A 16791-nucleotide genomic window follows, 5' to 3' on the forward strand; every position below is an offset into this window, starting at 1 on the left:
TAACAACCACCCGTTTGATGACGTGGTGGTTGTTTATTTTAGTGACAACTCGGTCTTTTGTTAGTTTCTAAGTCGTTTCTAAATAATCTATTAAAAAAATATCTTTTTTTATAAAAAAATATCTTGATTTTATATTTTAAAAATTATCTTTGCACACTGAAAAAAGGGTATAATCGATATGTTTCGATTGGTTCTGTTTCATAAACCTAAATAGCTATTTAATAAATACATAAGTGATGTCAAAAGTAATAGGAAAAGTTGCCCAAATCATTGGCCCAGTAGTTGACGTTGTTTTCAACGGTAAGGATGTTGAACTTCCAAAAATTTATGATTCATTAGAAATCACAAAAAAAGATGGTACACTATTAGTACTTGAAGTACAATCTCACATTGGTGAAAACACAGTACGTACCATTTCGATGGACTCAACAGATGGTTTGAGTAGAGGTTATGAAGTAGTTGGAACAGGGAATCCTATCCAAATGCCAATTGGTGCTGATGTTTACGGTCGTTTATTCAACGTGATTGGAGATGCAATTGATGGTTTAGGAAACTTGCCAAAAACAGGAGAAAACGGGATGTCTATTCACAGACAAGCACCGAAATTCGAAGATTTGTCAACTTCATCTGAAGTTTTATTCACAGGTATTAAAGTAATCGATTTAATTGAGCCTTACTCAAAAGGGGGTAAAATTGGATTGTTTGGTGGTGCTGGAGTTGGTAAAACAGTATTGATTCAGGAGTTAATTAACAATATCGCAAAAGGTCACGGTGGACTTTCTGTATTTGCAGGAGTAGGGGAAAGAACACGTGAAGGGAATGACTTACTTCGTGAGATGCTAGAGTCAGGAATTATAAAATACGGAGATGAATTCATGCACTCTATGGAAAATGGAGGATGGGATTTGTCTAAAGTGGATATGCCAGGAATGAGAGAGTCTAAAGCTACTTTCGTTTTCGGACAAATGAATGAGCCTCCAGGAGCTCGTGCTCGTGTAGCACTTTCTGGATTGTCTATTGCGGAATATTTCCGTGATGGTGCAGGAACTGATCAAGGGAAAGATGTATTGTTCTTCGTGGATAATATCTTCCGTTTTACACAAGCAGGTTCTGAGGTTTCGGCACTTTTAGGCCGTATGCCATCTGCAGTGGGTTACCAACCAACATTGGCTACTGAAATGGGTGCGATGCAAGAGCGTATTACATCTACAAATAAAGGTTCTATTACATCAGTGCAAGCGGTTTACGTTCCTGCAGATGATTTAACGGATCCGGCTCCGGCTACAACTTTTGCTCACCTTGATGCAACAACAGTATTATCTCGTAAAATTGCTGAGCTAGGTATTTATCCAGCGGTTGATCCATTGGATTCAACTTCAAGAATCCTTACGCCTCAAATTTTAGGTGATGAGCATTATGACTGTGCACAAAGAGTAAAAGAAATTTTACAAAAATACAAACAATTACAAGATATCATTGCGATCCTTGGTATGGAAGAATTATCGGAAGAAGATAAATTAGCCGTTTCAAGAGCACGTCGTGTACAACGTTTCTTATCTCAACCTTTCCATGTTGCTGAGCAATTTACAGGATTAAAAGGAGTGTTAGTGGATATCAAAGATACTATCAAAGGATTTAACATGATTATCGACGGTGAATTAGATCACTTGCCAGAATCCGCTTTTAACCTTAAAGGTACTATTGAAGAAGCTATCGAAGCTGGAGAAAAAATGTTAGCGGAAGCATAAATTAGTGTTCAGTGTTCAGGCTCAGTATTCAGTACTGTGACTGTAAACTGAGACTGTAAACTAAAAAGTATGTTATTAGAAATAGTATCACCAGAAGCAAAATTGTTTTCAGCAGAAGTAACTTCGGTTACATTGCCCGGAGTTGATGGAAGCTTTCAAATTTTGAATAACCACGCACCGATCGTTTCTATTTTAGGAAAAGGTGTCGTGAAAATTACAGCTTCTACTTTTGCTTTTGCAAAAGAGGTAGTAGGTAAATTCACGAAGTTAGATGATCAAAATTATACGCTAACGATCACTTCAGGAACAATTGAAATGAAAGATAATAAAGTTATTATTTTAGTTGACTAAAATAATTTTGAGTTATAAATCAAAGCTTCACAATTTGTGAGGCTTTTTTTTTGGAGCTATGTCCAGCTGTCCACTATATCTTTTACAAAGCTTCCAGCCTTCAAAAGTCTGGAAGCTTTGTAAAAGGATGCCGTTTCCATCTGGGCTAAAAAGTCGAGAATAAGAGATTATTTATCCTTTACAAACTCCATAATATCTCCGGGTTGGCATTCCAGAATTTCACAAATCAGTTCTAGAGTCGAAAACCGAATCGCTTTTGCTTTTCCGGTTTTCAAGATAGACAGATTGGCTGTTGTGATTCCCATCCGTTCCGCCAGTTCATTGGAGCGCATTTTTCGTTTAGCGAGCATTACGTCTAAGTTGATGATTATAGACATGATTATATTGTTAAATTATTTTCAGTTTCTATAATATTTCCTTTTTTAATAACATCAGAAAAAGCTAATAACCCAATGCCAATTGCAAGTAGTAACAAATACATAATAATATCAGAAAGTATTTGGTCCTTTGGATTCTGACTCATGCCCAACAGTCTAATTATGATCCCATAAACGCTTAAAAGCAACAAAAGGTAGCCACTTCTTTTAAATCTCTCTGAGCCTTTGAAATTAAAAAAGCCTTCTTTAATAAATCCTTGTAGCCCTTTTTGAATATTAAACAACGCTAATATTAATACAGCTATCCGTACTATCATTATATAAGGACTTAAATTTCCGAAAATAGATTCCTTGTACATTATAGTTATTTCTTCGCTAGACATGTTATACCGTAAGCACTCGTTTATTGGGATAGCTAAGATTAATAATCCTATGAAGATCTTTAAAACCCAATTTAAAATAATAATTTTTCTCATATTTTTTCTTGTAAATATATAAAAATTATTGACAAACAATAATTAAATGTTTAAAAACAATAAAATATAAAAAAAAATTAATTACAGGTATTTTTTTTCTTTTTATTTTAAATCTGAATTAAAAACTGTTTTAGACAAAACTCATTTTTAATAGTTTTTTTTATAAAAAAGCCTAACAGGTTTCCAACATCTGTTAGGAGGTAGTTGATAAAATTAGATATTAAAACAAACCATTAAAACAAATCACCAACTTGATTATTTTTAGTTATTCGGCACCATCAATAAGAGCTCTTGCAACTGCAAAGCCACCCACTTTTTCGCCTAATTCAAGTCCTTTTTCACAATCGCTTCTATAATGAATGCATCCAAACATTCTGGAATCCGAAGCTTCTTTTGCCATAGCTACAAAACCTTGTGCTTTTGCAGGGATGAGATGTGATAAAACAACATAGGCCGCACCGCTGAAGGTAGAATGGCCGGATACATAAGCAGGGAAATTTGGAATCCCGGTTAATGTTTTTATAGACGGATCTATTTGGGAAGGTCGGGGGTTAAAGTACGTGTATTTTGCGTCCCAGCAGCAGATCGCCGCATCCATCATAGCAATATTTAGCAACGCTAGATTTCGTGCCCAGCGCACCTCACTATAATTGAGTGCTACAAATGACTCTGATGCAATTGCATTCCAGTGTCCGGGTGGCGTATAAGTTCCTACTCCATCAGCCCAAAAAGCAACAATTTCCATGTTTTTTCTAGTGGCATTTTTTCCATAGCTTTTTACTTCAGCTAATTCTTTTGCAAATTGTTCTGATTTTGTAGATGGTGGTGGAATCGGGCGGCTGGCCACAACCATTTCAGGAGTCATAAGAAATGATTTTACTTTTCCAAATAATGGTAGCATTGGAGGTCTTGCTGGTATATCTAATGATTTCCATGGAGTTTCTCCGGTTGCTGCCGTTTGAGTTTCCAGTTGTGTCCAAAGCGCTTGATTGCCAATAGCAGCTCCTGTTCCGTCAGCAGCTGCTCTTGCGATAAATTTGGTTGCTATTTTTCGCCCTAAAATAATTCCAGCATCCACATCACTGCGAACATTGGCACCACTAATGATTCGATACAATTTTTGTTCCTCTGCCTTTTCTTGTATGTAAGCGCTTTCTGTTGGGAATAATAATTTTAATAACTCAACCGTTACTCCTGCTAAAACAGCATCTTCAGAGGGATAGGAAGGCAAGTTGCTTTTTGGGATTAAAACCGGTAATGTAGCATCAACCGTAAAAGGTGCAGCTCTATTGTACAGTTTTTTATAATGCCAAGTTGCTATCATCGCATCGCATTGCGCCGCACTCACATAGGCATACGCTCTGGCTGCATAAGGCGGATTTGAGAATGGAAACTGCGGATTCGCAAACGGATTTGCTCCAGATGGTGCAGGGTAGGTTCCGTCTTCATTTTGATACGGCGGTCGATTGTGTCTTGCCACTAATGTTCGCATGATTTCATTCCAACGCAAAACTCCTCCGGCACTCCAGTATTTTATGATGTTTCTTTGGTCTTCCGTGATGTTTGCCTGATAGCTTTTTATCTCATTTATTTCTCTTGTAAAAGCCGCTGCAGTAGTTGCTATTGGTGCATCCAAAGAGAACTCATCCGGAGTAGTCAGTAAGAATGTTTTCCAGGTCCCTGCTAATTCGTCTGTATTGATAGGATTTAATTGAGGGAATTGCTCGTTGCGTTCTGTTAGCTCATCACTGCAAGATTGGTTCAATGTAAGAAACAGAACCAAAAGACTGTAATAGGCTATTTTTTGTGTTTTATTTTTCATTTTCTTGTGCTGTTTTTTTTAAATTAAGGATGTAAAATAAACCACCATAGAAGGTGTTTGATTGCCCAATATTTCTACCTTCCGTAACAAAATTGCACCCCCCAATAAGAGATAATCCCGGAATTTTCTGGAGTGTGTATTTAGTATTCACGCCAATTTTTAAGGCATTCATAGTATTGCTCGGGAAAGGCATGTTGTTGGTAGTGATGTCAAATCCTCCGGATAGTGATGCCCAATTGTCCAGAATCGCTTCGGCTATTAATCTAGTGGAACGATAGCCAATTCTCAAGTTAACCGAAATAGCATCTGGCATGTCTACTTCATTGGTGTAATGTATTTCGGTTGTGTAATAGGAATTTCTATCAATAATTATATTGGCCCTTTTTACATACGCTCCCGAAATAGTGGTAAAAAAATGACCTCTTTGATAATCACCCATGATGCGTAAAGATGCTGTCTTGCTTTTTAGGCCAAGACTCAAGGGTAAATAATCAGCTGAATAATCAGAAACTGGAGCCGAAAGTCCTCCCAAAGCATATAACGAGTAGGTAGCTTTACCAATTGTTTTTTCAAATGGCATGTATTTTACTGTTAGTGAAATATCTTGTAATCCTTTTTGGCCTTCCATTGTTCCAGCACTTGCATGTGTATCCACGTAAGGAAGACTGAAAATAATATTCAATTTATCAGAAACACCATAGTTTCCCATTAGAGCAATTGATTTTGTTGAAACAGTACCCAGATTAAGATTTTCTCTTTTGAAAGTTCCTTCCCAATACTCGTTCCAGCTGCTGTACTGGTAAACGGCTCCAAAACAAAAATTATTTTTACTCATCATAATTCCGTCAATCTCGGTTTGGGCATTTATAAATAGAGGAACCAATAGCAGGCAGTTCAGATAAATTTTTTTCATTAAAAAATGGTTTTTGGTTAATGGTTTTAGCCTTTTTTAGAATGGATAATGGTATAAAATAGTACAACAACAACAACTTTTTACCTAAGAAGGTCTGAGTTAAAAAATAGTGATTGTTTGTCAAGTAATATCGCTGTAAAACAAGATTTGTTTTTGGCTTCAGCCAAAAAACCTCTTTGAATTTACAAGGCTAAATGCATTGATTAAGGGCGTTTTTCAAACAGAGAACTGTTCTATAAATCCATTTTAGTCATGGTCCTAAAGGCTAGTTATACAAAGTATACCAGAATAGCAATGCAAAATGGCCTATCAAATTATTCACAAAAGTGAATTTAGAAAACACAAAAACCTGTTTTGTATTTATAACGGGCACAATTTCTATCGAAAGGGTGTAATAAATGTACAGATGTAGCTAAAGCAATCATGAATTATCTTGACTTATAAAAACCGGATAAAAGCGAATGATTCTACTAAAATGAATGAAGATTTAAACGAAATCAGGTGGTGAATACGAAATGGAAGTGTACCCGGAATCTAACGCCTGGTTTGGCGTAATGATAGGTTCAGCAGAAAGCATCGCTGTTTTTGGATAAAAAGCTACGCAAACAGTATTATTTGAAATATAATCTTGAAGAAAAGACTTCATGAGTTTTTTAACCGGAGACTCTTTAGAGGAAGATCCATTAAATAATTGATTGTCAACAATATCTTTTAAATCCTGGTTTATTGCATCTTGATGTGCATTGCGCAGGTAATACAAACTTAGTATGTTATTTTGAATTCTTTTCTTGAAAATATGATACCTTTTATTGTTGATAACCACATCTTCATTGACGTACTCAAAATCAGTGTCTTCAATAAAAGAATATAAAGTTGCATTCAATTGGATTACTTCAAACTCTGTATCATGTCTTTTTTCCATAGTAGATACCCACGCTTGCTCTTCTTGATAAGCAAACATTAGATAGTATCCCATCACGTTGTAAAACAACGTTACTATTAAAAAAAGTGATGCAATTCGTTTCATATTTGCCGAAAGTAGAAAACTATTTCATAGGTTATTATCTTCAATATTAATTTTAAGTTTTTTTTAACACAATTTTATAAAAATATAAAACGAAACCGTTTTCGGAAAAATTTGTAGATTTTTTTTTAATAGTTGTTTTTTAATTGTTAATTTTTATAGAATTATTTTTTTTTGAATAATGAAACAAGATTCTGTATTAGAATTTCTATTTCAAAATTCATTAATTGGAAGAAATTAGTAAACAAAAATGGCGCAAAATCCATAAACCAAAAAAGATGCTTATTTTTGTGGACTATGAAACATTTCCCAGAAAATCTATCCGCTAAACTTGAAATTCGAAAGCAAAATAATGCGTTGCGAAAATTGCCTTTATCAAGTAAAAGAATTGATTTTTCTTCCAATGATTACTTGGGATTTTCACAATCAGAAATTATATTTAATCAGACGCACGAGTATTTAATTACGAATACTATCATTCAAAACGGGGCGACCGGTTCCCGATTATTATCCGGGAACCATAAGCTGTATCAAGAAACAGAAAACTGTATTGCCAGTTTCCACCAATCAGAAACAGCCTTGATTTTTAATTCGGGTTACAATGCCAATATTGGTTTTTTTAGTGCCGTTCCACAAAAAGGCGATTTGATTTTATACGATGAATTGTGTCATGCTTCTATTCGGGACGGAATCCAACTGTCGAAAGCCAAAGCCTATAAATTCAATCATAATGATTTTGAGGATTTAGAAAAATTGATTTTACGGAATCCAAACACTATTATTTATATCGTTACTGAATCTGTTTTTTCTATGGATGGTGATTGTCCCAATTTGGAAGAATTGGTTTTGGTTTCAACTAAATACAATTGTTATCTTGTTGTGGATGAGGCGCATGCTTTGGGCGTTTTTGGTGAAACAGGCGAGGGATTGGTTCAAATGCAGGGTCTACAAGAACATGTCTTTGCTCAAATTATGACTTTCGGGAAAGGACTGGGATGCCATGGAGCCGCGATTTTAGGCTCGGTTGAATTGAGGGATTATTTAGTAAATTTCTCCCGCAGTTTTATTTATACCACAGGGCTTTCGCCACATTCTGTTGCTGCGATTTTGGTTGCGTACCAGCATTTAGAAAAAGATTCGGCTTCAATTTTAAAATTAAAAGAAAACATTGTCTTTTTCAATCAGCAGAAAAATCTATTGAGTTTAAAACCACTTTTCGTCCGAAGCAAATCGGCAATACAATCGGCCATTATTCCCGGAAATGAAAAAGTAAAAACCATCGCCAGTCAACTACAGGAAAAAGGATTTGATGTGAAAGCTATACTTTCGCCAACAGTTCCCAAAGGGCAGGAACGCCTGCGTTTTTGCATTCATAGTTACAATTCGACGCAAGAAATTACGGAAGTGTTGCATTTGTTGTGCACTTTTCTTTTTTAGCGTGCGGATGCTTCGGATTTAAGGATTAAAACAGATTAGTGTATTAACGTACTTCTTGCTGTAATTATGGGTTTACTTTTGATTGCAGATTAATCCTGAATTCAAATAATCAAAAAAGCATAAAGAATACGTGTGAATTGTAGTATAAACTATCGATACTTTATTAGGAAAGAAGCGATTAGTATTTAAACCTAATATGGTTTGTAAATTAATTTTTTGTTGTACGAATTTTGAGTGCTCAAATTGGTCCCTATTTAACGCAGCGCCTATATTTTCTTTCTCATTCTCGCCACAGGAATATCGAGTTGTTCTCTGTATTTAGCAATGGTTCTTCTCGCAATTGGATATCCTTTTTCTTTTAGGATTTCGGCTAGTTGATCATCTGGAAGCGGTTTTTTCTTGTCTTCTTCCTCAATTGTATTTTGAAGGATTTTCTTAATTTCCAATGTCGAAACATCCTCGCCTTGATCGTTTTTCATGGATTCCGAGAAGAATTCCTTGATCAGTTTCGTACCATAAGGCGTTTCTACATATTTGCTGTTTGCTACACGTGAAATCGTCGAAATGTCAAGGCCTACCATGTCGGCAATATCTTTTAAGATCATTGGTTTTAACTTGGTTTCATCACCATCCAGAAAAAACTCTTCCTGATAATGCGTAATTGCATTCATGGTTACAAAAAGGGTTTCCTGACGTTGGCGTATCGCATCGATAAACCATTTAGCTGAATCCAACTTTTGCTTTATAAACTGCACTGCATCTTTTTGCTGTGCCGATTTGTCTCGGGAATCCTTATACGTTTGCATCATTTCCTGATACTCTTTAGAAACGTGCAGAGAAGGAGCATTTCGACCGTTTAGAGTCAGTTCCAGTTCACCGTCTACAATTCTAATGGCAAAATCAGGAACTACGTTTTCTGTTATTTTATTGTTTCCGGTAAAGGATCCTCCTGGTTTTGGGTTCAGTTTTTCTATTTCGTGAATTGCTTTTTTAAGCTGCTCATTTGAAACATTGTATTTTTGTAACAGCTTGTCATAATGTTTTTTAGTGAAAGCATCAAACTGATTTTCGATAATGTCAGTGGCCAGTTCTACGGATTCTGTCGGTGTTTTATGTTTCAATTGTAACAACAAACATTCCTGTAAATCTTGTGCGCCTACACCAGATGGTTCCAGTTCATGAATTACCTGCAGCATTTTTTCGACCATTTTCTCATCGGTATAAATGCCTTGCGTGAATGCCATGTCGTCTACCATATCAGCAACACTGCGACGAATATATCCCATGTCATCAATACTTCCTACAAGGAATTCGGCAATATCACGCTCTTCATCATTCAGGATGAAGGTATTCAACTGATTGATTAAATCCTGATGAAAACTCACTGGCGCGGCAAAAGGCGTTTCGCGATCATCGTCATCATCACTATAATTGTTAGCCTGCGTTTTATAATCCGGAGTTTCGTCATTGCTTAAATATTCGTCAATGTTGATGTCTTCGGCGTCAATTCGCTCTGATTCCGCATCATCATAATCGTCATAATCTTCGTTTTCGAATTCATCCTTTTCATACTCATCTTCTTCTTTTCCAGTTTCCAAAGCTGGATTCTCGTTCATTTCTTCCAGTAAACGCTGTTCGAAAGCTTGCGTAGGCAATTGAATTAACTTCATCAACTGAATTTGTTGAGGAGATAATTTCTGTGATAATTTTAAATTTAAGAATTGCTTCAGCATTTTTATTGTTTAATCGGTTAACCGTTTATTTGTTGAATCGATTAACCGAATAACCGACTAACCGAATAAACTTTTTTAAAACTCCGCATTCATTGGCGTTCTTGGAAAAGGAATTACGTCACGAATGTTTGTCATTCCTGTTACAAACAATACCAATCTTTCGAATCCAAGTCCAAAACCAGAGTGAACCGCTGAACCAAATCTTCGGGTATCAAGATACCACCATAATTCTTCTTCATCAATTCCTAAGGCTTTCATTTTTTCAACCAAAACATCAAAACGCTCTTCTCTTTGAGAACCGCCCACGATTTCTCCAATCCCTGGGAAAAGAATATCCATCGCACGAACTGTTTTTCCGTCTTCGTTCAAACGCATGTAAAATGCTTTGATATTTGCCGGGTAATCAAACAAGATTACCGGACATTTAAAGTGTTTTTCCACCAAATAACGCTCGTGTTCTGATTGTAAATCAGCTCCCCATTCGTTGATGATATAGTTAAATTTTTTCTTTTTATTAGGCGTACAATCCCTTAAAATATCAATGGCTTCGGTGTACGAAACACGTTTGAAATTGTTTTCCAAAACAAAGTTTAGTTTGTCCAGCAAAGCCATTTCGCTTCTTTCCGCAACTGGTTTCGATTTCTCTTCATCCAATAATCTTCCTTCCAGGAATTTCAAATCCTCAGGACATTTTTCCAAAGTGTATTTGATTACATGCTGAATAAAATCTTCGGCCAAATCCATATTGTCGTTCAAATCATTGAACGCTACCTCTGGCTCAATCATCCAAAATTCAGCAAGGTGACGCGAAGTATTCGAGTTTTCGGCTCTAAAGGTAGGTCCAAAAGTATAAATCTGTCCCAAAGCCATTGCAAAAGTTTCTCCTTCCAGTTGTCCCGAAACCGTTAGGTTCGTTTCTTTCCCGAAGAAATCTTCTTTGTAATTTACTTTTCCGTCTTCAGTTCTTGGCGTTCCGTCAAATGGTAAAGCCGTAACTTTAAACATTTCTCCCGCACCTTCTGCATCTGATCCCGTGATAATTGGCGTGTTCACATATACAAAACCTTTTTCCTGAAAATAACTGTGAACCGCATACGATAATACCGAGCGTACTCTCATAATCGCTCCAAACATATTAGTACGAACTCTTAAATGCGCATTTTCACGCAAGAAATCTAAACTCGGTTTATTCTTAGGTTGTATTGGGAATTTCTCTGCATCTGAGTCTCCAAGGATTTCCAGTTGAGCTACCTGAATTTCAAATTTTTGTCCGGCACCTTTACTTTCTACTAACGTTCCGGTAACGGATATCGCTGCTCCAGTTGTAATTCTCTTCAAGGTTTCGTCTGGCGTATTCTCAAAATCGACAACACATTGTATATTATCAATAGTCGAACCATCGTTTAAGGCAATAAATTGATTGTTTCTAAAAGTTCTCACCCATCCTTTTGCATTTACTTCATGAAGCGTCGTGGCACTGTTTAGTAAGTCTTTAACTTTTGTATGTCTCATTTTAATTATATAATTGATATTAAATAGTGTCTTGTAACCGAGCTGCAAATATAAATGATTTGTTTGTAATTGTCACGTTGAGAAATGAAGCATTCCATCACTGTTTTTGTTTTTTGGAGCTCTTTCCCGCTATCCATTACAATCTTATTGTTTTTTGAAACAAAAACAATAAGGATTTCCATTTCTATCGGGGCTAGGGAATAGTGGCTAAAAGAATATTTTGCTCTTGTTTTGTCATTCTGAGGAACGAAGAATCGCTGTTTGGTTTCCAATTTGTGAGTATTCTTCCTTCGTCAGAATGACAAATTAGGATTAAAAAATACTGTTGCAATTTTATATGTAACCACTTTGAAAATCAAAACTTGACAAACCGACTAACACTTTGTATTTTTACACCATGAACGATAATTTTATAACAGAATATTTTGGCATTGGCATTCAAAACGGAAAAACACCAGAGAACTTAGGGGTTTTATGGCGCACCGCACAAAATCTTGGTGCAAGTTATATTTTTACTATTGGAAATCGATACGCTAAGCAAGCTTGCGATACGCATAATGCTGTAAAGTCAATCCCTTATTTTCATTATGAAAATTTTGAGGATTTCTATAACAACTTACCTAAAGGCGCTCGCTTAGTAGGTGTGGAACTCGATGAAAACGCTGTTGATCTCGAGACGTTTGAACATCCACGACGTTGCGTTTATCTGTTAGGTGCCGAGGATAATGGACTTTCTAAAAAAGCGATTGAAAAATGCCATCATTTGGTCAAATTCAAATCTGAGAAAAGTTTAAACGTATCTGTCGCAGGCAGTATTGTACTTTATGATAGGGGTCTTGCTAAACCAAGATCGTGAAAATAACACAGAGTAATCCTTTTGGTGATGTATCTTAATGGCGTGATTTCGATTTATAGTTTTGTGGCAATCGTTTTTTCGTTTCTGGACCATTCACTCCAAGAGCCAACGTACAGTTTTGGAATTTCTAGCGCAGCATAATCGATGGCTAAAAGAGTTTGGCATGCGGTAACGCCAGAGCCACAATGAAAAATGATGTTCCCCATTTTTGTTGCTCCAAAAATCTCTTGATATTTTTGTCGTAATTCTGCTGGTGGTAAAAACCGCCCGTTTTCATTTAAGTTGGAAGTAAAAGGAATATTGATTGCCCCAGGAATATGACCTGCCACTAAATCTATTGGCTCACTTACCCCACGATACCGACTGTTTTCTCGAACATCAATAACCAAATAATTTTTGTTTTGAGAATTGTTTTCTACTTCGGTAATCGTTGCAGTGGGTAGTTTCCAATTGTCGAATGTGTAGTTTGCAACAATTTTTGGTGTTTCAGTTTTATTATTTGTTGGAAAACCTATATTTTCGGCCTGTTGTAATCCTCCATTTAAAACTTGAACTTTTTCATGGCCAATTGCTCGCAACATCCACCAAAATCGAGCTGCAGCATTGGCTCCGTTTTTATCATCATAAATAACAACATGACTGCTATTTGTTATTCCGAGTTTTGTCAAAGTCTCTGCAAATTTTTCAATTTCTGGTAAAGGACGTCTTCCTCCATTCGCGAAATCTTCTTTAATATCAGCCAAATCAGTATTTAAATCGACAAACAATGCTTGGTCTAAATGTTTTGCTTTGTATACTACTTTAGCCTCTTTTCCGTTGCTGGCATCAACAAGAACTAGTGGATCGGTTTTGTATAATTCCAATAACTCAGCAGCTTCAATAAGCGGTGAAAGGTGTTTGTTCATATTTTTTATTTTGCTGTATACCATGATTTTATTGCGGTTTTTTTAGATCATTCCCTTTTTTTGCCCTTTTCTCATTGTAAAATACAGTCCAATTAGTATAAAAGGAATACTTAATATTTGTCCCATATTCAACTTCATGCCTTCTTCAAATGCTACTTGATCGATTTTTACAAACTCTATTAAGATTCGCATGGTGAAAATTAGCGTAATTGCTAGACCAAAGTAAAAACCATTTCCTATCGTTATGTTTTTAGTTTTGTAGATAATAACGAGTACTAGAAAAATAATAAAGTAAGCAATAGCCTCATACAATTGAGCGGGATGCCTTGGTATAGTGTCAACACGTTTAAAAATAAATGCCCATGGCATTGTTGTGGGATTGCCAATCATTTCCGAGTTCATTAAGTTGGCAAGCCTTATAAACGCTGCTCCAAGCGGAGCCACAATTGCAATTAAATCTAGGACTTTGAGGTACTTGATTTTATATTTTTTTGAATATAAATAAAGAGAAATAATTAAGCCTACGGTTCCTCCGTGACTTGCTAATCCCGAGAAACCTACAAATTTATAGGCTCCAGTGATCGTTTTTTTTATGGGTAAAATAATTTCGATTATATTTTTAGAATAATAATCAAAGTCATAGAAGAAGCAATGCCCCAATCGCGCTCCAACAAAAATTCCAATGATGCCATACAGGAATAACGCTTCGTGTGCGCTATCACTTAAATTTTCTTTCTTATAAATTTTCTTAAGTATTGCCATAGACAACAGTAAACCCGCAGCGAATAATAGGCCGTAATATTTTACAGGGAATCCGCCTATATTGATGATCTCTGAGTCTACATCCCAATTTATATATAATCCAATCATAATTCTTTTTTCAAGGTTTTGTTAGTACTGTATAGTGGTGATGTACAAATTTTATTGATAAACTATAGAACAATTGCAATCCTAATTTTATACTTTTTTTAGTGCAACTTAACTTTTAACTTTTTTTGAGATATTGAAATCGTTTAGTTCAAAAAAATCATCTAAGCTAAGCGGTTCCCTAGCCCGGATAGCAGTGAAAATCCTTCCTGTTTTTTTTAAAACAGGAAGATTGCAACGAATAGCCGGAAATAGCTCCTGATATTATTTTTTGAGTTCTAAATCATCAATTGCTGCGTCGCTTGGTTCAATAATGTCTATTTTAGGTTCGATGAAATCTTGCTCGTTGGCTAATGTTTTGTTTAAGGTGAGTACTAAAGCTGGAAGTAACATTAAATTAGACAACATCCCGAATAATAAGGTCAATGAAATTAATCCGCCTAGGGCAATTGTTCCTCCAAAACTAGACAGCATAAATACAGAGAACCCAAAGAACAATACGATAGAAGTATAAAACATGCTCAGGCCGGCATCCGTAAATGTGGCGTAAACGGATTTGCGAATTTTCCAGTTATTTTTCTTTAATTCCTCGCGGTATTGCGACAGAAATCTTACGGTGTCATCCACCGAAAGACCAAACGCAATTCCGAAAACCAATATCGTCGACGGTTTCAGCGGAATGTCCAGAAAGCCCATGATTCCTGCGGTTAGCATTAACGGCAATAAATTAGGAATGATAGAAACCAACACCATTTTGAACGAACGGAACATAAAACCAATCAAAAGTGCGGTCAGGAAAAAGGCGAAAGCCAGCGACGAAAGTAAGTTGTCCAGTAGGTAACCGGTTCCTTTCTGGAAAACTAAAGCTTTTCCGGTGATGGTGACTTTATATTGATCTGGCGGGAAAATTTTATCAGCTTTCTTACGAATTTCAGCTTCAATTTTGGCAATATTATCGCCATTTTCATCGCGCATAAAAGTCGTGATTCGGGCAAATTGTCCAGTGGAATCTACATAGCTTTTCATCAGATTATCTTTCGAGTTTTTTGTAGCATTTTTAGCATACGACAAAATAAACGACTGTTCCTGTGACGTTGGCAATTCATAATAGTCTGGGTTTCCGTTATAATACGCTTGTTTGGAATATTTAATTAAATTGACAATAGAAATGGGTTTTGACAATTCCGGAATTTCATCAATGGTTTCCTCCAGTTCTTCCATTCGCCTAAGCGTAGACAATTTCATAACTCCTTTTTTGCGTTTGGTGTCAATCATGATTTCGAGGGGCATCACTCCATCAAATTCTTTTTCGAAGAAAACAATGTCTTCAAAAAAGGCTTCTTTTTTAGGCATGTCTTCAATTAAACTACCGGAAATGCGCATTTCGTAGATGCCTACAATGCTAATTACTAAAAGAATAACAGAAACGACATAAATTGAAAAGCGATTATATTTTACGTTTCTCAGAATCCAATCCATAAAAACTTTTACATAATTGCGGTCTAGGTGTTCGATGTGGCGCTCTTTCGGAGCCGGAATATAACTGTGAAAAATAGGGATGACAATGATGCACAAAAAGAAAAGTGCCATAATATTGATAGAAGTCACGACGCCAAATTCCAGTAACAATTGATTATTAGAAGCCACAAACGTAGCAAAACCTATGGCCGTGGTGAGATTCGTCATCAAGGTTGCCATTCCTACTTTGGTAGTGACACGCTGTAATGCTTTGGCTTTATTGTGGTGAATTTTATATTCCTGATGGTATTTATTGGTCAGGAAAATACAATTCGGAATTCCGATTACGATGATTAATGACGGAACTAAAGCGGTCAAAACAGTGATTTCGTAGTTCAGTAATCCTAAAAATCCAAAAGACCACATTACCCCAATAATGACAATTACCATTGATATTAACGTCGCCCTAAAACTTCTAAAAAAGAAAAAGAAAAGCAGTGAAGTAACTAATAGTGAAGCTCCAATGAAGATACTTATTTCATCGGTGATGGTTTTTGCGTTTAGCGTCCGGATGTAAGGCATGCCTGAAACGCGCAGGTCGATTCCGGTTTCTTTTTCGAATGTTTCGACTGCGGGAACTAATTTATCCAGAATAAAATCTTTTCGGGCTGCTGTGTTTACAATTTTTTTATCCATGTATACGGCAGAGCGAATGCTTCCCGATCTTTTGTTGAAAAGTAATCCTTCGTAAAAAGGCAAATCATTGAATAGTTCTTTTTTGATCTTTTGAAGATATGCCGGATCAAGAGTTTTGCTTTGGTCCACAAAAGGAACGAGTTCAAAGGTTTGCAGCGAATCATTTTTTTGTAATTTCTTTAAGTCATTTAACGAAATTACTAAATCTACCGCCTTGTCTTCTTTCAGCGTATTCATCATTTTGCTCCAGGAAGCATAGGCTTTTGGGGTAAATATGGAGTTATCTTTTACACCGATGATGACTAGATTTCCCTCTTCGCCAAATTTATTTAGAAAAGCGTTGTACTCAATATTTACAATATTATCATCCGGTAATAAATTGGCTTCGGTAAAAGTGAAGTGGATATTTTTCCATTGTAGTGCTAAAAGAGCTGTTATCACAACAATAATGGATAACATCAAAATTCTATTTCTGAGGACAATTCGCGCTATTAATTCCCAAAATCCTAAACTAAACCACTTAATCATAAATCAATATTAAAGGCGGTAAAGGTAGTCAAAACCACTATAAATCATTTATTTTAAAGGAAACTTTTTGTTGTTTTACCGGGCTAAT

The 16791-nt window shown here is 36.0% G+C and carries 14 protein-coding genes; 4 read left to right on the forward strand and 10 right to left on the reverse strand.

The annotated features are described in order from the left end of the window. Positions 1-236: 236 nt before the first annotated feature. Together atpD and EKL97_RS01685 are read left to right on the forward strand one after the other, a co-directional pair. Positions 237-1748, forward strand: coding sequence for a F0F1 ATP synthase subunit beta (gene atpD / locus EKL97_RS01680; RefSeq protein WP_073204939.1), 1512 nt, complete (start codon positions 237-239; stop codon positions 1746-1748). 69 nt (positions 1749-1817) lie between these two features. Then, entirely contained in the window at positions 1818-2099 is a 282-nt protein-coding gene (locus tag EKL97_RS01685; RefSeq protein ID WP_126457953.1) for a FoF1 ATP synthase subunit delta/epsilon, read from the forward strand. 167 nt (positions 2100-2266) lie between these two features. On the opposite strand, the gene EKL97_RS01690 is transcribed toward EKL97_RS01685, so the two are convergent. The 5 genes from EKL97_RS01690 to EKL97_RS01710 form a co-directional block, all read right to left on the reverse strand. After that, positions 2267-2476, reverse strand: a complete 210-nt coding sequence (locus EKL97_RS01690; RefSeq protein WP_126567883.1) for a helix-turn-helix domain-containing protein — start codon at positions 2474-2476, stop codon at positions 2267-2269. Positions 2477-2478: 2 nt separating this feature from the next. After that, positions 2479-2859 carry a hypothetical protein gene (locus EKL97_RS01695; protein WP_126567884.1) on the reverse strand — a complete coding sequence of 127 codons (381 nt, stop codon included), beginning with the start codon at positions 2857-2859 and terminating at the stop codon, positions 2479-2481. Positions 2860-3217: 358 nt separating this feature from the next. Next, positions 3218-4774 (reverse strand): phosphatase PAP2 family protein, encoded by a 1557-nt coding sequence (locus tag EKL97_RS01700; protein ID WP_126567885.1) that lies wholly within the window; start codon positions 4772-4774, stop codon positions 3218-3220. Further along, positions 4764-5687 (reverse strand): hypothetical protein, encoded by a 924-nt coding sequence (locus tag EKL97_RS01705; protein WP_126567887.1) that lies wholly within the window; start codon positions 5685-5687, stop codon positions 4764-4766. The genes EKL97_RS01700 and EKL97_RS01705 overlap by 11 nt, the downstream gene beginning before the upstream one ends. A 487-nt stretch (positions 5688-6174) precedes the next feature. Further along, positions 6175-6714: a hypothetical protein gene (locus EKL97_RS01710; protein ID WP_126567889.1), complete on the reverse strand. Its 540-nt coding sequence runs from the start codon at positions 6712-6714 to the stop codon at positions 6175-6177. A 294-nt stretch (positions 6715-7008) separates the two neighbouring features. Between EKL97_RS01710 and EKL97_RS01715 the strand changes: the two genes are divergently transcribed. Further along, positions 7009-8148, forward strand: coding sequence for an aminotransferase class I/II-fold pyridoxal phosphate-dependent enzyme (locus tag EKL97_RS01715; protein ID WP_126567890.1), 1140 nt, complete (start codon positions 7009-7011; stop codon positions 8146-8148). Between the two features lie 266 nt (positions 8149-8414). Here the strand turns inward: EKL97_RS01715 and rpoN are convergent, their stop codons facing one another. Together rpoN and asnS are read right to left on the reverse strand one after the other, a co-directional pair. Continuing rightward, a complete protein-coding gene (rpoN, locus tag EKL97_RS01720) occupies positions 8415-9881 on the reverse strand; it encodes an RNA polymerase factor sigma-54 (protein WP_126451949.1) in 1467 nt (488 codons plus the stop codon). Positions 9882-9956: 75 nt separating this feature from the next. Then, positions 9957-11393, reverse strand: coding sequence for an asparagine--tRNA ligase (gene asnS, locus EKL97_RS01725; RefSeq protein WP_126567892.1), 1437 nt, complete (start codon positions 11391-11393; stop codon positions 9957-9959). A gap of 397 nt (positions 11394-11790) precedes the next feature. Between asnS and EKL97_RS01730 the strand changes: the two genes are divergently transcribed. Then, positions 11791-12249, forward strand: a complete 459-nt coding sequence (locus tag EKL97_RS01730) for an RNA methyltransferase (RefSeq protein ID WP_126567894.1) — start codon at positions 11791-11793, stop codon at positions 12247-12249. A gap of 53 nt (positions 12250-12302) precedes the next feature. On the opposite strand, the gene EKL97_RS01735 is transcribed toward EKL97_RS01730, so the two are convergent. The 3 genes from EKL97_RS01735 to EKL97_RS01745 form a co-directional block, all read right to left on the reverse strand. Continuing rightward, positions 12303-13154: a sulfurtransferase gene (locus tag EKL97_RS01735; protein WP_126567895.1), complete on the reverse strand. Its 852-nt coding sequence runs from the start codon at positions 13152-13154 to the stop codon at positions 12303-12305. 42 nt (positions 13155-13196) lie between these two features. Beyond that, entirely contained in the window at positions 13197-14024 is an 828-nt protein-coding gene (lgt, locus tag EKL97_RS01740) for a prolipoprotein diacylglyceryl transferase (protein ID WP_126567897.1), read from the reverse strand. Between the two features lie 261 nt (positions 14025-14285). Then, the gene (locus EKL97_RS01745; RefSeq protein WP_126567898.1) at positions 14286-16703 is read right to left on the reverse strand and encodes an efflux RND transporter permease subunit; all 2418 of its coding nucleotides are present in this window, start codon (positions 16701-16703) and stop codon (positions 14286-14288) included. Positions 16704-16791 lie beyond the last annotated feature (88 nt).

Source organism: Flavobacterium sp. LS1P28, from assembly GCF_003970335.1.
Classification (GTDB): domain Bacteria; phylum Bacteroidota; class Bacteroidia; order Flavobacteriales; family Flavobacteriaceae; genus Flavobacterium.

What these genes read in the sequence shown, in the direction of transcription:
- atpD (WP_073204939.1), top strand. Translation starts at nt 237, where the DNA reads ATGTCAAAAGTAATAGGAAAAGTTGCCCAAATCATTGGCCCAGTAGTT.
- EKL97_RS01685 (WP_126457953.1), top strand. Translation starts at nt 1,818, where the DNA reads ATGTTATTAGAAATAGTATCACCAGAAGCAAAATTGTTTTCAGCAGAA.
- EKL97_RS01690 (WP_126567883.1), bottom strand. Translation starts at nt 2,476, where the DNA reads ATGTCTATAATCATCAACTTAGACGTAATGCTCGCTAAACGAAAAATG.
- EKL97_RS01695 (WP_126567884.1), bottom strand. Translation starts at nt 2,859, where the DNA reads ATGTCTAGCGAAGAAATAACTATAATGTACAAGGAATCTATTTTCGGA.
- EKL97_RS01700 (WP_126567885.1), bottom strand. Translation starts at nt 4,774, where the DNA reads ATGAAAAATAAAACACAAAAAATAGCCTATTACAGTCTTTTGGTTCTG.
- EKL97_RS01705 (WP_126567887.1), bottom strand. Translation starts at nt 5,687, where the DNA reads ATGAAAAAAATTTATCTGAACTGCCTGCTATTGGTTCCTCTATTTATA.
- EKL97_RS01710 (WP_126567889.1), bottom strand. Translation starts at nt 6,714, where the DNA reads ATGAAACGAATTGCATCACTTTTTTTAATAGTAACGTTGTTTTACAAC.
- EKL97_RS01715 (WP_126567890.1), top strand. Translation starts at nt 7,009, where the DNA reads ATGAAACATTTCCCAGAAAATCTATCCGCTAAACTTGAAATTCGAAAG.
- rpoN (WP_126451949.1), bottom strand. Translation starts at nt 9,881, where the DNA reads ATGCTGAAGCAATTCTTAAATTTAAAATTATCACAGAAATTATCTCCT.
- asnS (WP_126567892.1), bottom strand. Translation starts at nt 11,393, where the DNA reads ATGAGACATACAAAAGTTAAAGACTTACTAAACAGTGCCACGACGCTT.
- EKL97_RS01730 (WP_126567894.1), top strand. Translation starts at nt 11,791, where the DNA reads ATGAACGATAATTTTATAACAGAATATTTTGGCATTGGCATTCAAAAC.
- EKL97_RS01735 (WP_126567895.1), bottom strand. Translation starts at nt 13,154, where the DNA reads ATGAACAAACACCTTTCACCGCTTATTGAAGCTGCTGAGTTATTGGAA.
- lgt (WP_126567897.1), bottom strand. Translation starts at nt 14,024, where the DNA reads ATGATTGGATTATATATAAATTGGGATGTAGACTCAGAGATCATCAAT.
- EKL97_RS01745 (WP_126567898.1), bottom strand. Translation starts at nt 16,703, where the DNA reads ATGATTAAGTGGTTTAGTTTAGGATTTTGGGAATTAATAGCGCGAATT.